At 58.7% G+C, this 14,502-nt stretch carries 8 protein-coding genes; 2 read left to right on the forward strand and 6 right to left on the reverse strand.

Features of this window, described 5'->3' with window-relative positions:
- Position 1: 1 nt before the first annotated feature.
- The 6 genes from OLX72_RS19770 to OLX72_RS19795 form a co-directional block, all read right to left on the reverse strand.
- The gene (locus OLX72_RS19770; RefSeq protein ID WP_114869543.1) at positions 2–340 is read right to left on the reverse strand and encodes an Hpt domain-containing protein; all 339 of its coding nucleotides are present in this window, start codon (positions 338–340) and stop codon (positions 2–4) included.
- Entirely contained in the window at positions 337–6,735 is a 6,399-nt protein-coding gene (locus OLX72_RS19775; RefSeq protein ID WP_433989396.1) for a GAF domain-containing protein, read from the reverse strand. The genes OLX72_RS19770 and OLX72_RS19775 overlap by 4 nt, the downstream gene beginning before the upstream one ends.
- Before the next feature lie 141 nt (positions 6,736–6,876).
- Positions 6,877–7,380, reverse strand: a complete 504-nt coding sequence (locus OLX72_RS19780) for a DUF1772 domain-containing protein (RefSeq protein ID WP_114869541.1) — start codon at positions 7,378–7,380, stop codon at positions 6,877–6,879.
- Between the two features lie 114 nt (positions 7,381–7,494).
- Positions 7,495–8,325 (reverse strand): NmrA family transcriptional regulator, encoded by an 831-nt coding sequence (locus tag OLX72_RS19785; RefSeq protein WP_433989397.1) that lies wholly within the window; start codon positions 8,323–8,325, stop codon positions 7,495–7,497.
- A 102-nt stretch (positions 8,326–8,427) separates the two neighbouring features.
- A complete protein-coding gene (locus tag OLX72_RS19790; RefSeq protein ID WP_114869540.1) occupies positions 8,428–9,438 on the reverse strand; it encodes an AraC family transcriptional regulator in 1,011 nt (336 codons plus the stop codon).
- Between the two features lie 62 nt (positions 9,439–9,500).
- Complete coding sequence (locus tag OLX72_RS19795) at positions 9,501–10,391, reverse strand: LysR family transcriptional regulator (RefSeq protein ID WP_114869539.1); 891 nt, start codon at positions 10,389–10,391, stop codon at positions 9,501–9,503.
- A gap of 105 nt (positions 10,392–10,496) precedes the next feature.
- On the opposite strand from OLX72_RS19795, the gene OLX72_RS19800 reads away from it, so the two are divergent.
- Complete coding sequence (locus OLX72_RS19800; protein ID WP_433989398.1) at positions 10,497–12,086, forward strand: proton-conducting transporter transmembrane domain-containing protein; 1,590 nt, start codon at positions 10,497–10,499, stop codon at positions 12,084–12,086.
- The gene (locus tag OLX72_RS19805; RefSeq protein WP_114869537.1) at positions 12,083–14,497 is read left to right on the forward strand and encodes a YbcC family protein; all 2,415 of its coding nucleotides are present in this window, start codon (positions 12,083–12,085) and stop codon (positions 14,495–14,497) included. The genes OLX72_RS19800 and OLX72_RS19805 overlap by 4 nt, the downstream gene beginning before the upstream one ends.
- Positions 14,498–14,502 lie beyond the last annotated feature (5 nt).

Here is a 14,502-nt window from a genome sequence, read left to right on the forward strand (position 1 = left end):
ATCAGGCGCCTTTCAGTGCGGCAGCGGCGCGACCGAATTCCGCTTCAAGTTCGGTGGCGGCCACCCTGTCCGATTGTGCATTGTCACTCAGACCGGCAAGCTCCAGCCGGCGCGCCAGTTCGGCCAATGCAGTGGCGCCAAACACGTTGGCATTCGATTTGACAGAATGGGCGGCACGGCGAAATCCGTCCGCATCACCGCGCGCAATTGCCTCCTGCAACTCAGCCAGCATTGTCGGGCCTTCGTCAAGAAAGGTTGCGACCAGTTCGCTGGCAAAGTCCTCTCCCATCGTTTCCTGAAGCTCGGACAACACAGCGGGGTCAATCGGGCCGTCGGTCATTGTTTTTTCCTGTCGCGTTGGGGGACTTTGGTCAGCGCATCCATCAAAAGATCAACGCGGATCGGTTTGGCAATGTAATCGTCCATTCCCGCGTCCAGACACATTTCGCGGTCCCCCTGCATGGCGTTTGCGGTCATTGCAATGATACGGGGTCTGTCGTTCGGATCACGCGCTGCGGTAATGCGGCGGGATGCTTCCAATCCGTCCATTTCGGGCATCTGCACATCCATCAGCACCACATCATAGGTCTGGCGCTCCACGCTTTGCAGCGCCTCAACACCGTTGCTGGCAAGATCCGCGCGATAGCCCATCTGTTCCAACAGACGCAGCGCCAGTTTCTGGTTCACCAGATTGTCTTCGGCCAACAGAATACGCAAGGGATGCCGCGCCGCCAGATCCGGGTCCGCTTTGGGTTTTTCACCCGGTTTTTTGACAGGGGATTTTGATTTTTCCGGTGCGAACAGCGTGACAAGCGTGTCGAACAATTGCGATTGCCGCAACGGTTTTGCAAGATAGGCGCTGAACAATCCGGTTTTCGTTTCCGCTTCGCGCATCCCCAGCGAACTGAACAGAACCAAAGGCAACTGCGCGTTTATCTTGCGTATTTCACCTGCCAGTTCGGCCCCGTCCATATCCGGCATGTGCATATCCAGGATCGCCAGATCAAAACGTTCGCCATCATTCAGCCATTTGAGCGCGTCTTTTGGCGTGTCGGTGGCGCGTGTCTCAGTGCCCCATTTCGCCGTTTGCAGTGCCAATATCTTGCGGTTGGTGGCATTGTCATCGACGATCAGCAGCCGCTTGCCCATCAGTTCCGATTGCTGACCGACCAGATTGCGGGTTTGGTTCTTCGGCAATGTGGCCTTGCCGACCTTGATGGTGAAATGAAAGGTCGCGCCCTTTCCCGCGCCATCGCTGGTGGCCCACATCGTTCCACCCATCAGATCGGCCAGCCGTTTGGATATCGCCAGCCCGAGGCCGGTGCCGCCATATTTGCGCGTGGTCGAACTGTCGGCCTGGCTAAAGGACTGGAACAGGCGCTTCATGCCCGCAGGTGTCAGCCCGATACCGGTATCGCGGACGCTGAATGCCAGTTCGACATGTTTTCTGGTTTCTGACGCCCGTGACACCGTCAGCACCACTTCGCCGGTGTCGGTGAACTTGACGGCGTTGGACAGCAGGTTCAGCAATATCTGGCGCAGGCGGGTCAGATCGCCGCTGACGGCAGCAGGCACGTCATCATCATAGATATACGCGATATCCAGACATTTTTCTGCGGCGCGAGCGCTGATCAGGTCCATCGCGGATTCGATGCTTTCGCGCAGATCAAAGGGCTGATGTTCGATATCCATCTGTCCGGCTTCGATCTTGGAGAAATCAAGAATTTCGTTGATGATGTCCAGAAGCGCATCACCGCTGTCACGAATGGTGCTCGCGTAATCGCGCTGCTCCTCGTTCAGTTCAGTGTCGATCAAAAGCCCGCTCATCCCGATCACCGCGTTCATCGGGGTGCGGATTTCGTGGCTCATCGTGGCAAGAAATGCGCTTTTGGCTTCGTTCGCGGTTTCGGCGGCGGCGCGGGCCTCTTTCGCCTCGCGGAACAGGCGTGCGTTTTCGATGGCGATCACGGCCTGATCACAGAACGAATTGGCCAGTTCGATTTCTTCGGGGCTAAAGGCACGTGTGACGGTGCTGCGGGTAAAGATCAGTACCCCGACGCAAAAACCTTCCCGCATCATTGGCAGGTAGATTGACGATTTCATGCCAAATTTCCGAACCGCGTCAATTTCGTGCTTTGGCAAATCTTTGGTGGCGAAATCCTGGATGTGGATCATCTTTCCGGTCTCGATCACCCGAGAGGGATAATTCAAAGCGGGGTCAATCTTGACCGGTTTTGGATCAAGCATCAGAGGCGATTTCTTGTCCCTCTGTTTACCCGCTTGCGGAATGAAATGATCGCCGTCCCGCATCAACGCGGCCGCGCTATCGCATTCCAGCAAACCCAGACTGGCCTCGGCGATCGCCATGAAGACCGGGCCGGCATCCTCTTGCGCGCCGCTGATCACCCGCAGGATATCGGCACTGGCGGTCTGGCGGACAAGCGCGGTTTGCGTTTCCTTGAACAGTTTGGTGTTCTGGAGCGCAATCACCGCCTGATCGCAAAACGTCTGGGCAACGGCGATTTCTTCTTCGGTGAATGCCTTTTTCGTGAACCGGAAAATGTTCAGCGTTCCGGCGCAATCGTCTCCGTTCAACAGCGGCAACATGATCGTCGATTTGATGCCGGCCCGCTCTCTGATCTCTTGATCAATGGGTTTGAGATCGGCGATGTCCCAATCCGGCGTGTGCAGAACCTTGCGCGAGACGATGGCCTGCGATGGCAGGTTGTGATCAGGATCAATCGGAACGGATATCTTTGCCGGTTTTTCCACCAGCCCGTCACGGTTTGCCACTGCAATCTGCGACAGCGTATCCTGCTCCTTGATCAACGCGACCGCCATGTCACAATCGATAAGCTGCGTCGTCGATTTAACGATTTCCTGAAATACAGGTGTTGTATCGGTCGAAGACGCGCTGATTGTGCGCAGAATATTGGCGCTGGCCGTTTGTCGCGCCAGCGACGTCTCGGTTTCGTTGAAGAGGCGCACGTTTTCGATAGCAATCACCGCCTGATCACAAAAGGATTGGGCAATGTCGATTTCTTCTTTCGAAAACGCACGCTTGTTTTTGCGCGTGAAGCCAAGACAGCCAAGACACTCGTTCCCTCGCACCAGCGGGAAAGTCAGGGACGACATGACCCCGCTCTTCAAATGAACGGATTGATCGTATGGATCGAGATCCGCAGACGTCCAATCCGGTACATGCAACATCTGCTTGGACACCATGACTTTTGATGGGGTATCCTGTTCCGGTGCAATTGGTCGATGGGTGCGCGAAAAATCCGGTTTCAACCCTTCTGTTGTCGCAACGGCGACCTGCCACCAAACGGTATCGTTCTTGGTGGCGGCGACAGCCATATCGCAGGATATCAGATCAACACCGGCTTGAACGATTTTCTCGAAGACCGGAGTCACATCGTTCGGGGATTCACTGATGACCCGCAATACGTCCGCGCTGGCAGTCTGACGCGACAACGCCTTTTGCGTCTCGTTGAACAGTCTTGAATTCTGGATCGCGATCACCGCCTGATCGGCAAAGCCCTGCATGATACGCAGTTCCCTGTCGGTGAACGGGCTGTGCGAACGGGCAACCCCGACAACGCCGATCCCCTGACCTTCCCAGATCATCGGGGCAAAGGCGATGGAATGATACCCGGCCACCCGGGCAAAGCGGCGCAGAACACGTGGTGTATCGGGGTTGTTCTGCACGTCGGCATAATTGGCCACACGGCGCGTGCGGATCGCCTCGCCGGCGGGTGTGATCTCCCACGGGGCGGGAAAGGTTTCCAACAAAGCCTCACGATGATTGCCGACATAGGCCGCCACCTGCAAAAGACCCTGTTCATCCACCAGAAGCACATCCAGTTCTTCGCCGCCGAACAGTGTTTTGCAGCATTCAAGGATCTTCTCGAACACCGGCTGCGTGTCTTCGACAGACTGGCTGATCACGCTTAGAATTTCGGCCGAAGCCTGTTGCTGTTCCAGCGCCTCGGTCACTTCGGCGGTGCGGGCCTGCACCTCGTCGAACAGGCGGGCGTTGCTGATCGCAATCACGGCTTGTGCTGCGAAGGTCTCCAACAGGGCGATCTGTTTTGCGCGAAACGCGTCTGCTTTGCCGTGAGCCAGGGAAATGACGCCAACGACAACCCCGTCCTTGATCAGGGGCACACCGACCGTCGACTGGAAATTGCCGCGATGCGCGGCCTCTTTCCATTGATAGCTGTCGTCGTTTTCCGTGTCCCTGATATAGACCGTCTTGCCCAGTAACGCCGTCCGCCCGGTACATGTGCCGTGCCCCGGTTCAATCGGATTGGCCTTGAGATAGGCAAAGAAATCATCCGTGACATTGCGCGACGCCTGCATGTGGTAGCGTTGATCTTCCGGGTTCAACATCGCGACATATGCGTATTGCGGGTTGCAAAGGCGCGAAGCGACTTCGAGGATGGTATCCAGAACCGGCTGCAATTCGTTGGGCGAGCGCGAGATGACATCCAGCACCTCTGACGTCGCGGTCTGGTATTCCAGCGCTTCTTGCGTCTCGATAAACAGTTGGGTGTTGCGCAGCGCAATGATCGCCTGATCACAGAAAGATTTCGCCAGCGCGATATCCTGCTCTGTAAACGCAGTTCTTGTGGATGTGCCCAGAACCAGCGATCCCAGACACTCTCCGCCCTGAAGAAGGGGAATGTATAGCGCGCTTTTCATGCCGAATTGTTTGCCGCGCTCCACCTCGTGGGGGGGCAGATCGTAATTCTCCCAGTCGATGATATGCTGCACTTCGCGTGTCACTATAGCGCGCGACGGGAAATTCTCGTTCGGGGCCAGTCGCTGTAGCGGTATACCGTCCGGGGTAATGCGCGCGGCCAGTTTGCGCGCGCCTTCCTGAATTTTTTCGGTGATCAACGCGCCGCCGCGCCGCGCCCCTGACGCCGGCCAATAGTGATCGCCATCCCGCAGATGGAAGATCGCCATATCGCAATCGATCAACTGGGCCGCACTGCTGACGATCGTGTCGATCACCGGTTGCACATTTGTCGGGGATTGGCTGATGGCGCGCAGGATGTCTGTCGTGACTGTTTCACGTTCAAGCGCTTTGGTCACTTCGGCCGTGCGGTCTTGGGTTTCGCGCAACAACCGCGCGTTTTCGATGGCAATGCTGGCCTGATTGGCAAAGCTTTGCACCAGTTCGATATTCGCCGCCGGCGGCGGTGTGGCATCGGGCCAGCCCAGGTTGATCGCGCCCCAGACCCGCCCGTTCGCCCGGATCGGCACACCCAAAAGCCGCCGGAATCCGACTCTTTCGGCCAGTTCTGGTGAAAAATAGGTCTTGTCGGTTTGGGCGTCGGCAATTTGGGCGATATCGCCGTTCTTGATCACGCGCGGCGAAAGGTGGCCCTGTGTGCCGACGAACGGATAGTCAGACTTCAGATTTTTGACAGTCTTCGGCGGAAACCCGTACTGCGCGCAGAAATGGTACAATTCCCCATCGTAGCGGTCGAGAACGCAGAACTTTGCCCCGCACAGTTCGGCCGATTTCTGCACCACCAGATCAAAAACAGGCTGCAAGTCCGATGTCGACTCGTTGATCACCTGCAGGATTTCCGCATTCGCCTTTTCGCGCGCCAGTGCCTCTTGGGTTTCGCGAAACTGGCGGGTGTTTTCGATGGCAATTGCGGCCTGATCCGCAAAGGTTTCCAGCAATTCAGTCTCGTCTTCGCGCTGACCCTTCATATCCGGCCAAGCCAGCGTAATAATGCCCCATATACGCCCGGCGCATTCGATCGGAACCGCAACAGATTGATCAATCTTGTTCTCGCGGGCCATATCACGATCCAGCCAATCTGTGGTCATGGCGTGGTCTATGCGGGCAGGCTGACCGGTGGCGATAACTTGAGCCGCCATTGATTTATCATGTACCGGCGATGGAAATTCGTTTTTAAACGCCTGAAGAAAAGCGGGATCGAATCCGTGCTGCGCATCAAGATGCAGCATTTCGCCGTCATAGCGGAACAGCATACACCATCGCGCCCTGCAGAGATCTTTGGCGGTTTTTGCAATTCTATCCAGCACCGGTTGCGTGTCTGTGGGGGATTTGCTGATCACCCGCAGAATGTCTGACGTGGCCGTCTGGCGGGACAGCGCGTGCTGCTTTTCTGCAAATGTCTGTGCGTTCCGGATGGCAATGGCGGCCTGGCTCACGAATGTCTCAAGCAGGGCTATATCCGCTTCGCTCGGGGCCTCTCCCTTGGGCCAGGCCAGCACCATGACACCCCATATCTGCCCACCTGCCCGGATCGGGAGGCTGATCATATATTGGTAGCCATGCAATTTGGCGGTTTCGTAGTCAAAGTAGGTATCCGCGTGCGCGTCTGGCAAATGACAGACCTGCCCTGCCTTGATCGCCGCATAGGCCATGCCGGATTCGTCAGGCTCCATCGGGAATTTGGCCAGATAGGTTTTCATGAATGCGTCAGAAAACCCGTGGCTGGCACAGTAATGGATCATTGTTCCGTCATAGCGCCACAGCATGCAGAACTTGGCCTTGCACAGCTCGGTGGCACTTTTGGCAATCGCGCCAAAGATCGGCTGGATGTCGCCCTGAGACATCTCGATACTGCGCAACACGTCCGTAACCGCCGCAGTTCGCGCCTTCTGGTCGTTCAGTTCCTGTTCCAGATACTGGAGTCTCTGCGCGAATTCGGCAGTCGTATCTGGCTGGGTCTTTTTCGCTGTCATGATGTCGTGGCAGCCCCGAACCGTTTTGCCGCGCACCCAATTGCATCGGCCCCAATGGAATTATGCCAACTGTACCGATGAAACCCGCCTGCGCAAATCTGTTTTTGCACAGGCGCCTATGCGGCAGGTTTTCCCCCGTGCCTAGATTGGATGACTTGCCACTGTCATTGACAATCCGCTCAGCAGCAGGCCGCACGAAATCACACAGGCAATGGATCTGACGCTGTTCCAGAACGTCCATCTGGGAACATAAGTGTCCGACCAGAAAGAGCGGGTGGCCTCTGTGTCCTTGTCCATTTTGTCCAGCGTTTCGTTCAGCGGGACATTGAACACAATCGTCACGCCGAAGGCCGCGACCAGATAGATGATACCTGCCGCGATGGTGACGTTTGCAATTGGTCCGCTCAGGGTAAGCACGCTGTAAACCACGATGATCAGCGATACGGGCACCATGCCCAGAAACAGGGCCATGAAGGCAGACCGGAATACTTCGCGATTGATGATCTGCATCGCTTCGGCCCCGCCCGCTCCGCTGGTGCGCGCCAATGCGCGCATGATGAAATCTGAAAACACCAGAAACACACCGCCAAGCAACGCAAAGGCGATGACGGAAAACTGGCACAGGATAAAAAATGGAAACGACATGTCTGTTCCTTTCGAATTGAAGATCGCGGTATGAGCACCCTGCCCCGATCTTGTCGGGCAGGATGCGCAAGGGTTCATCAAAGATCGCGATGTGAACGCCGGCGCGGGCCGGTGTCAGGCGGCCGCCTGCCAGGCACCGGACGTCGCCGCCTTGTTGCAAAAATCGGCGAAATCGCGTGGTGCGCGGCCCAATGCCCGTTGCACCCCATCCCCCAGCCATTCGTTGCGCCCGTCCAGCGCCTCTTTGCAGACATGGGTGAACACATCGGCAATAAAGGCACCGCCGATTTCGGTCATGGCGCTGTGGAATTGCGCAAGTGTAATGGGGACGTAGCGCACCGGTCTGCCAACGGCTTCGGTAAGTTCAACCGCCGCCTGCGAAAAATGCAAAAGGCGTGGGCCGGTCACTTCGTAGAGAGCACCGGAATGCCCATCTACGGTCAGGGCCGCAACGGCCACCTCGGCGATATCATCAACATCGACAATCGGTTCGCGGACGTCACCGGCAGGCAAGGCAATCTCGCCGCCCAGAACAGGATCACGCAGATAACCTTCGCTGAAGTTCTGGGCAAACCACGCGCAGCGGACCAGCGTGTAATCAACACCGGATCGGGCTATGATGTTTTCACAGGTTTCAGCATGGGTTTCACCGCGCCCCGACAGCAGAACAAGCCGCTGTGTGCCGATGGATTTCGCCAGCGCCGACAGGGCTGCGATCTTGTCGTCGGCACCGGGAAAGGCCAGATCGGGAAAATACGAAACATAGGCCGCTGCGACACCTTCCAGCGCAGGCGCCCATGTGGTTTCGTCATCCCAATCGAACGGGATGGTTGCATTGCGTGTGCCTTTGCGCACATCAAAACCGCGCGTTGACAAAATATTGGCGATCCGGCTTCCGGTCTTGCCGTTGGCGCCGATCACAAGAATGGGTTGGGTCTGCATCATAAATCTCCTGTGTTTGAATGATGCAGCCAGAATGCGGGGCAGTGCCGTCTTTTGTATTGACCGTGCCTGCCAGTGGTTTGACCGATCCTGCCAGACGCGGTGTCAGCGGCTTGCCCCGTGCGTTTCACGAAAGGCGGCAGGCGTGTCGTTCACCCAGCGCTTGAACGCACGGGTAAACGCGCTTTGTTCGGAAAATCCGGTCAGAAAGGCGATTTCGGCAATGGAATGCTCGCTTTGAACCAAAAGACCTTCTGCCAGACGACGCTGCGCATTTTCCAATACGGACTGGAAGGACGTGCCATGCTGGGACACTCTGCGATGCAGGGTTCTTTCGCTAACGCCCATTTCTTTTGCAATGCGGGCGGCCCGTGGCACACCCTCGCTCAGGGCATCCGAAATCTTGCGCATCATCACGTCTTCAAATGATGTCTGCCCGGTTTGCGCGGCAAGTTCGGATTGCAGATGCGCATCCAGAAATTTTGAAACGGCTGGATCCCCAAGATGATTGGGCCGGTCCAGATCAACCGACGACACCAGAATTTCATCGGCGTTCGAACCAAAGTGAACCGGACAGCCAAAATATGTTTCGTGGGCTGAAACCGATGCCGGGGCCGGATGCTGGAAATGAACCTCAAGCGGGGTAAACGGCGCGGGCGATACCTGCCGGATGATCGATGTGACACTGGCCAGCGTCGCCTCGTTTGACAGGCGCATGCCCAGTCTGCGTACCCCTGACCGGTGTGTTCTGAAAAAAGCACCGCGATCCGTTTCGCGAACCTCATACCCCGCGACCGAGGTCAAAAGCAGCGCATAGCGTTCGGCCCGTTCCAGCGACCCGCGCAACGTTGGCGCGGTTTTCCAGGCCAGTCCGAAAGCGCCGTAATCGTCAGCCTGCATCGACTGGCCAACCCGCAACGGGAACGCGATGGCATCGTCCAGCTGCGCCGCTATGGTTTCCAGCATTTCGTAATAGGCGATATCGGTAATGCGTTCTGCAACGTCGATCTGGCGATCAGGGTCAAGCCCGACAGAGCGCAGAACAGCGGCACGGTCGATATCCTGTCCGGCAGCGCGGACCACCTTGCGTACAAAAAGGGATGTGATCGTACCCATGCGCCCTGAATTATCACCTCTGCCGCGACGGGTCTATTGCGGGCAAGGGCAAGTGCGCGGTTTCACAGACCAACGCCCGCTTGCGGCGGCGCCAGAAGTCCCGCAAGCAACGGGTTGGGAAACTTGCGCTTGACCGTCACCGCATGAAAGCTTTCCGTCAGGCCAACAAGATGGTCCGCCTCTTTCAACAATCCGGTCGCAAGTTCGTTTTTCACAACGATCGGCGGCAAAACGGCAAGGCCGATATCTTCGCGCGCCAACAGCCGCATCATCGCCATATCATCGACTTCGGCGGCCAGTACCGGTGAAATGTCCAGCCGTTCACACAACGTGTCAAAACCGGTTCTGACCGGGCTTTCCTTGGTCGGAACGATGATCGGATGCCCCATCAAAAGCGCCTGCAATGTTTCGGCCTGCCCGATCCGCGCCGGTGTTCCGATCACGCTGACAGGCTGTTCTGACACAGGATGCGCGATAAAGGCCGTCATCGCATCGGGTGCCGGCACGCGATTGGTCAGCACCACATCAAGGCTTAGGGTTTCCAGCCCTTGCAGCAATTCCATCGACGTGCCCGAGCGCAGCACAAGTTCGACATCCGCCTGCCCCAGCAGGGGGCGCAAAAACTCGATCTGGAAATTACGCGACAAGGTGGCCAGCGCGCCCACACGCAAGACCTGACGCGGGCTGCCGGTTTGGTTCAGCGTTGCCATCAGATCCTGACCCGCGCCAAAGATGGTATCGGCGTAATCAAGGGTGATCCGCCCCGCCTCGGTCAGATGCAATTGCCGCCCGCGCCGTTCAAACAACGCATGGCCCAGCCGATCCTCAAGCTTGCGGATCTGCACCGAAACAGCCGATTGCGACAGGTTCAGGCGCGATGCGGTGCGCGTCAGGTTGCCGTCATGGGCGACCTGCCAGAAATAGCGCAGATGGTTAAAGTTCATATCGGGCATATCGTTCGCTTTAAACGAACGAAACGTTGTGAACAATGAATTTTATTTCACATCAGCACTGCGCGTATCACGCCGGACAACAGACCTGCCCAGTTGGAGTTTCCGATGCTGATCTACACCGTGCCCCTTCTTGCCCCTGCCGCGCTTTTCGGTGCTGCCCTCTGGCTGCATCTGCGGCGGGATACCCTGCCCCGCCACGGCGCGTTGATCGGTGAAGCGGCAGCCGTTGCCGCGCTGGCCGTCAGTGTGCTTTCGCTGGCTGTTCTGCTGGGCAAAGGCGCAGGCGACAGCCCGCTTTTCGGACTGGCCGGCGTGGGGCTGTCATCGCGGCTGGACGTCATCAGCGTGACGATTCTGGGTCTAGTGGCCTTTATCGGCTGGGTCGTGATGCGCTATGCGCGGACCTATCTGGACGGCGAACACCGCCAGACCGATTTTACCATCTGGCTGGCGGGTACCCTGGCTGCAGTGCTGCTGCTGGTGCAGTCCGGCAACCTGATCCAGTTCATCGGCGCATGGATCGTGACAAGCCTGTGCCTGCATCGCCTGTTGCTGTTCTATCCGGGGCGCGTGGCCGCACAGCGTGCCGCCTACAAGAAATTCGTCACAGCGCGTGCCGGCGATGCTGCGCTGATCACCGCGGCGCTGATGCTGGTCGCTGCCTATGGCACCACCCGCATTTCGGATATTCTGGCGGCCGCACGGCTGGGCGAAGGCGGTGCTCTGGCGGCGGGTGCTGCGGCTCTGATCGCCCTTGCGGCGCTTCTGAAATCTGCACAATTTCCAACCCACGGCTGGCTGACCGAAGTGATGGAGGCCCCGACACCTGTGTCGGCCCTGTTACACGCAGGCGTGGTCAACGGCGGCGGGTTTCTGTTGATCCGGTTTGCCGATGTGCTGCTGCTGTCGCCTCTGATTTTGGCGGTGCTGGTGATGGTGGGCGGGTTCACCGCCCTGTTCGGCGGGCTTGTCATGCTGACGCAACCCACGGTCAAGGCTTCGCTGGCGTGGTCAACCGTTGCGCAGATGGGGTTCATGATCCTGCAATGCGGCCTTGCGCTGTTCCAGTTGGCACTTTTGCATATCGTGGCCCATTCGCTTTACAAGGCGCACGCCTTTCTGTCTGCGGGCGGCGCGGTTGAACGGGTTGCAGTCATACGCAAACCCGGCCCGGTAGCGGTGCCTGATCTGCGCGCAGTGGCGCGGGCGTTCGGCCTTGCCATCGCCATTTACGGCGTTGTCTACATCACGTCCGGCTGGATTTTCGGGCTGGGGGCCAAATCACCGCAAGCGGTGGCGCTGGGGGCGATCCTGATCTTTGGCGTGGCCTATTTGCTGGCGCAGGGCCTGGCCGATGCCGCACCGCGCGCCCTGACCCGCCGCACGGCATTCCTGTCTTTTGTCGCCGCTGTCAGCTATGTGGCGCTGCAACGCGGGTCAGAGTGGATCACATCAGCTACCTTGCCGCCGACACCGGCGCCCGGTGCTTTGGAATGGGCGCTGATCCTGCTGGCGCTGTTCAGCTTTGGCATGGTGGCGCTGGCCCAGGCGACATTGCCGCTTTGGTCGCATCACCCTGCGGCGCAGGGCCTGCGCATCCACCTGTCCAATGGTCTTTACATCAATGCCATCGAAGACCGCCTTTTGAACGGCTGGTCGCGGTACACAACTTTCAAAAAAGGAGCCACAAAATGAAACCCGAAACACATGGCGGCACGTCCGGTCTGCACCTTGAACTTCATGCGGCCTCGGAAGCGGCAAGCCGCGCCATCCCGCCGCTTTGGCCCTTGTCTTCCTCCGTGGCCGTCAATCCGTTTCTTGGCCAGACAGACCAGTCGCTGGCCGATGTTGCCGCTTTGATGGGCCGGGTGGCAGGCATGTCGGTCACGATGCCGCACAGTTGGTATCAGGCGCGGATTGCAGATGGCACGATCACAGATCAGGATCTGGCGGCGTCACTGGCACGGGCGCCGTCTGGCGCGCCCGAAACTCTGGATGCGTTGAAAGCCGTTGCGGCTGCGGAGGATGACGCTGTCACCGCCTTGCCAACCGTTGCGCATCTTGCGGCAAAATTATCCGGCATCGACTGGCCCGGCCTGATCGAGGAACGGTTCGGCGCATGGGCGGCGGGATATTTCGATACCGGTCAGGCGTTGTGGCAGGCCACGCCCGGTCGCGGGGCGTTTGAAAGCTGGCAGATCTTTGCAAGCCGCGACCTGACCCCGGAAATCACCGGTTTGGCAGGGTTTTCCGCCACTGTGGCTGCGATGCCTGCCCGTGCCAGAACCGCCTTGCCACTGGCTTGCGATACCATTGCACTGACACCCGCTGCGGCGCCCACCTATTTTCACCAGCTTCTGCTGGGTCTGGGCGGATGGTCGCAACTGGCGCGCCAAAAATTGTGGCAGGCCGAACTGGCTGGCACAACCGATGCCATTACCACAGATCTGCTGACAATCCGGCTGATCTGGGAAAAGGCGCTGTTTGACCAGTACAAACCGCAGATCGCGCCGCTTTGGTCCGACATCTGCGCGGCCCACGCCACACCGCCGGTCGCGTCTGCAACGCAGATCGCGACAACGGTTTTGCAGGACGCTGCAGAACACGCAGCCCAGCGCAAATTGGCCAGCACGCTGGCAAAGACCGGTCAGGACACACCGGAGGGCCGCCCCGGTCTTCAGGCTGCGTTTTGCATCGACGTGCGGTCGGAAGTGTTCAGACGGGCATTGGAGTCGCTTGATCCCAATATTCAGACGCTGGGTTTTGCCGGATTTTTCGGCCTGACACCGGCACACCGCTCGTTCGCATCAGATGTCGATGAAAACCGCCTGCCCGTCCTGTTGAATCCGGGGCTGACCAGCACGTCTACCCGCGCCCAGACAAAAGCTGCGGATCAATCAGCGCGTCTTTCGGCGCGCACATCGCGGGCCTGGGGTCGGTTTAAACTGGCGGCGGTGTCTTCCTTTGCCTTTGTCGAGGCGACAGGCCCGGTTTATGCTGGCAAACTGGTGCGCGACGCGCTTGGGCTGCCGCATTCATCGTCCATCGATCCGCATCAGCCGCATCTGGACGATGCCCTGCCACTGGCTGACAGAATCGCGGCGGCAGCCACGATCCTGCGCGCAATGTCGATGACAACAGGTTTTGCACCGCTTGTCCTGCTGGTGGGCCATGGCGCGAACGTGGTGAACAACCCCCATGCCAGCGCGCTGCATTGCGGGGCGTGCGGCGGGTATGCCGGCGATGTCAACGCAAGGCTTCTGGCCGGATTGCTGAACGACACCGAGGTGCGCACAGGTCTGGCGCAAGACGGCATCGAAATCCCCAAAGACACGGTGTTTCTGGGTGCCTTGCACGATACAACCACCGATGCGGTGACCCTGTTCACATCCGATCTTGCACATCGCGCCCACATGTCGCTGATTGCCAAGACCGAAGGCTGGCTGGCTGCGGCGGGCAAAATCGCGCGAACGGAACGCGCTGTCCGCCTGCCGCGCGCGGCAAATGGCGCCGATGTTCCAGGCCGCAGCACCGACTGGGCCGAAACCCGCCCCGAATGGGCGCTGGCCGGATGCAATGCGTTCATCGCCGCCCCAAGGGCACGCACCCGTGGCAAGGGGTTAGGCGGTCGTGCGTTCCTGCACGACTACAACTGGGAAAAAGACGATGGATTTGGTGTGTTGGAACTGATCCTGACCGCCCCCGTTGTGGTGGCCAGCTGGATCAGCCTGCAATATTACGGATCGGTGGTGGCACCCGATGTCTTCGGAGCCGGTAACAAGCTGTTGCACAACGTGACCGGAGGCGTTGGCGTTGTCGAAGGCAACGGCGGGGTGCTGCGGTCCGGATTGCCATGGCAATCGGTGCATGACGGAACCGGCTTTGCCCACGATCCGCTGCGTCTTTCGGTTTGCATCGAAGCGCCAGCCGATGCCGTGAGTGATATTCTGGCCCGCCACCCAAATGTACGCGCCCTGTTCGACAACCGCTGGCTTCACCTGTTTCTTATGGACGGTTCCGGACAGCTGTCACAGCGCTATTGCGGCCATCTGCAATGGGAGGCGTTCGAGACTGAGAACCCAACGCTAGCACCGCGCGCGGCCTGACCGGA

Source organism: Sulfitobacter sp. TBRI5 (assembly GCF_051013555.1).
In the GTDB taxonomy this organism is placed as follows: Bacteria; Pseudomonadota; Alphaproteobacteria; order Rhodobacterales; family Rhodobacteraceae; genus JL08.

Excerpts from the sequence above, each read along its gene's own strand:
- OLX72_RS19770 (WP_114869543.1), bottom strand. The coding sequence starts at position 340 with ATGACCGACGGCCCGATTGACCCCGCTGTGTTGTCCGAGCTTCAGGAA.
- OLX72_RS19775 (WP_433989396.1), bottom strand. The coding sequence starts at position 6,735 with ATGACAGCGAAAAAGACCCAGCCAGATACGACTGCCGAATTCGCGCAG.
- OLX72_RS19780 (WP_114869541.1), bottom strand. The coding sequence starts at position 7,380 with ATGTCGTTTCCATTTTTTATCCTGTGCCAGTTTTCCGTCATCGCCTTT.
- OLX72_RS19785 (WP_433989397.1), bottom strand. The coding sequence starts at position 8,325 with ATGATGCAGACCCAACCCATTCTTGTGATCGGCGCCAACGGCAAGACC.
- OLX72_RS19790 (WP_114869540.1), bottom strand. The coding sequence starts at position 9,438 with ATGGGTACGATCACATCCCTTTTTGTACGCAAGGTGGTCCGCGCTGCC.
- OLX72_RS19795 (WP_114869539.1), bottom strand. The coding sequence starts at position 10,391 with ATGCCCGATATGAACTTTAACCATCTGCGCTATTTCTGGCAGGTCGCC.
- OLX72_RS19800 (WP_433989398.1), top strand. The coding sequence starts at position 10,497 with ATGCTGATCTACACCGTGCCCCTTCTTGCCCCTGCCGCGCTTTTCGGT.
- OLX72_RS19805 (WP_114869537.1), top strand. The coding sequence starts at position 12,083 with ATGAAACCCGAAACACATGGCGGCACGTCCGGTCTGCACCTTGAACTT.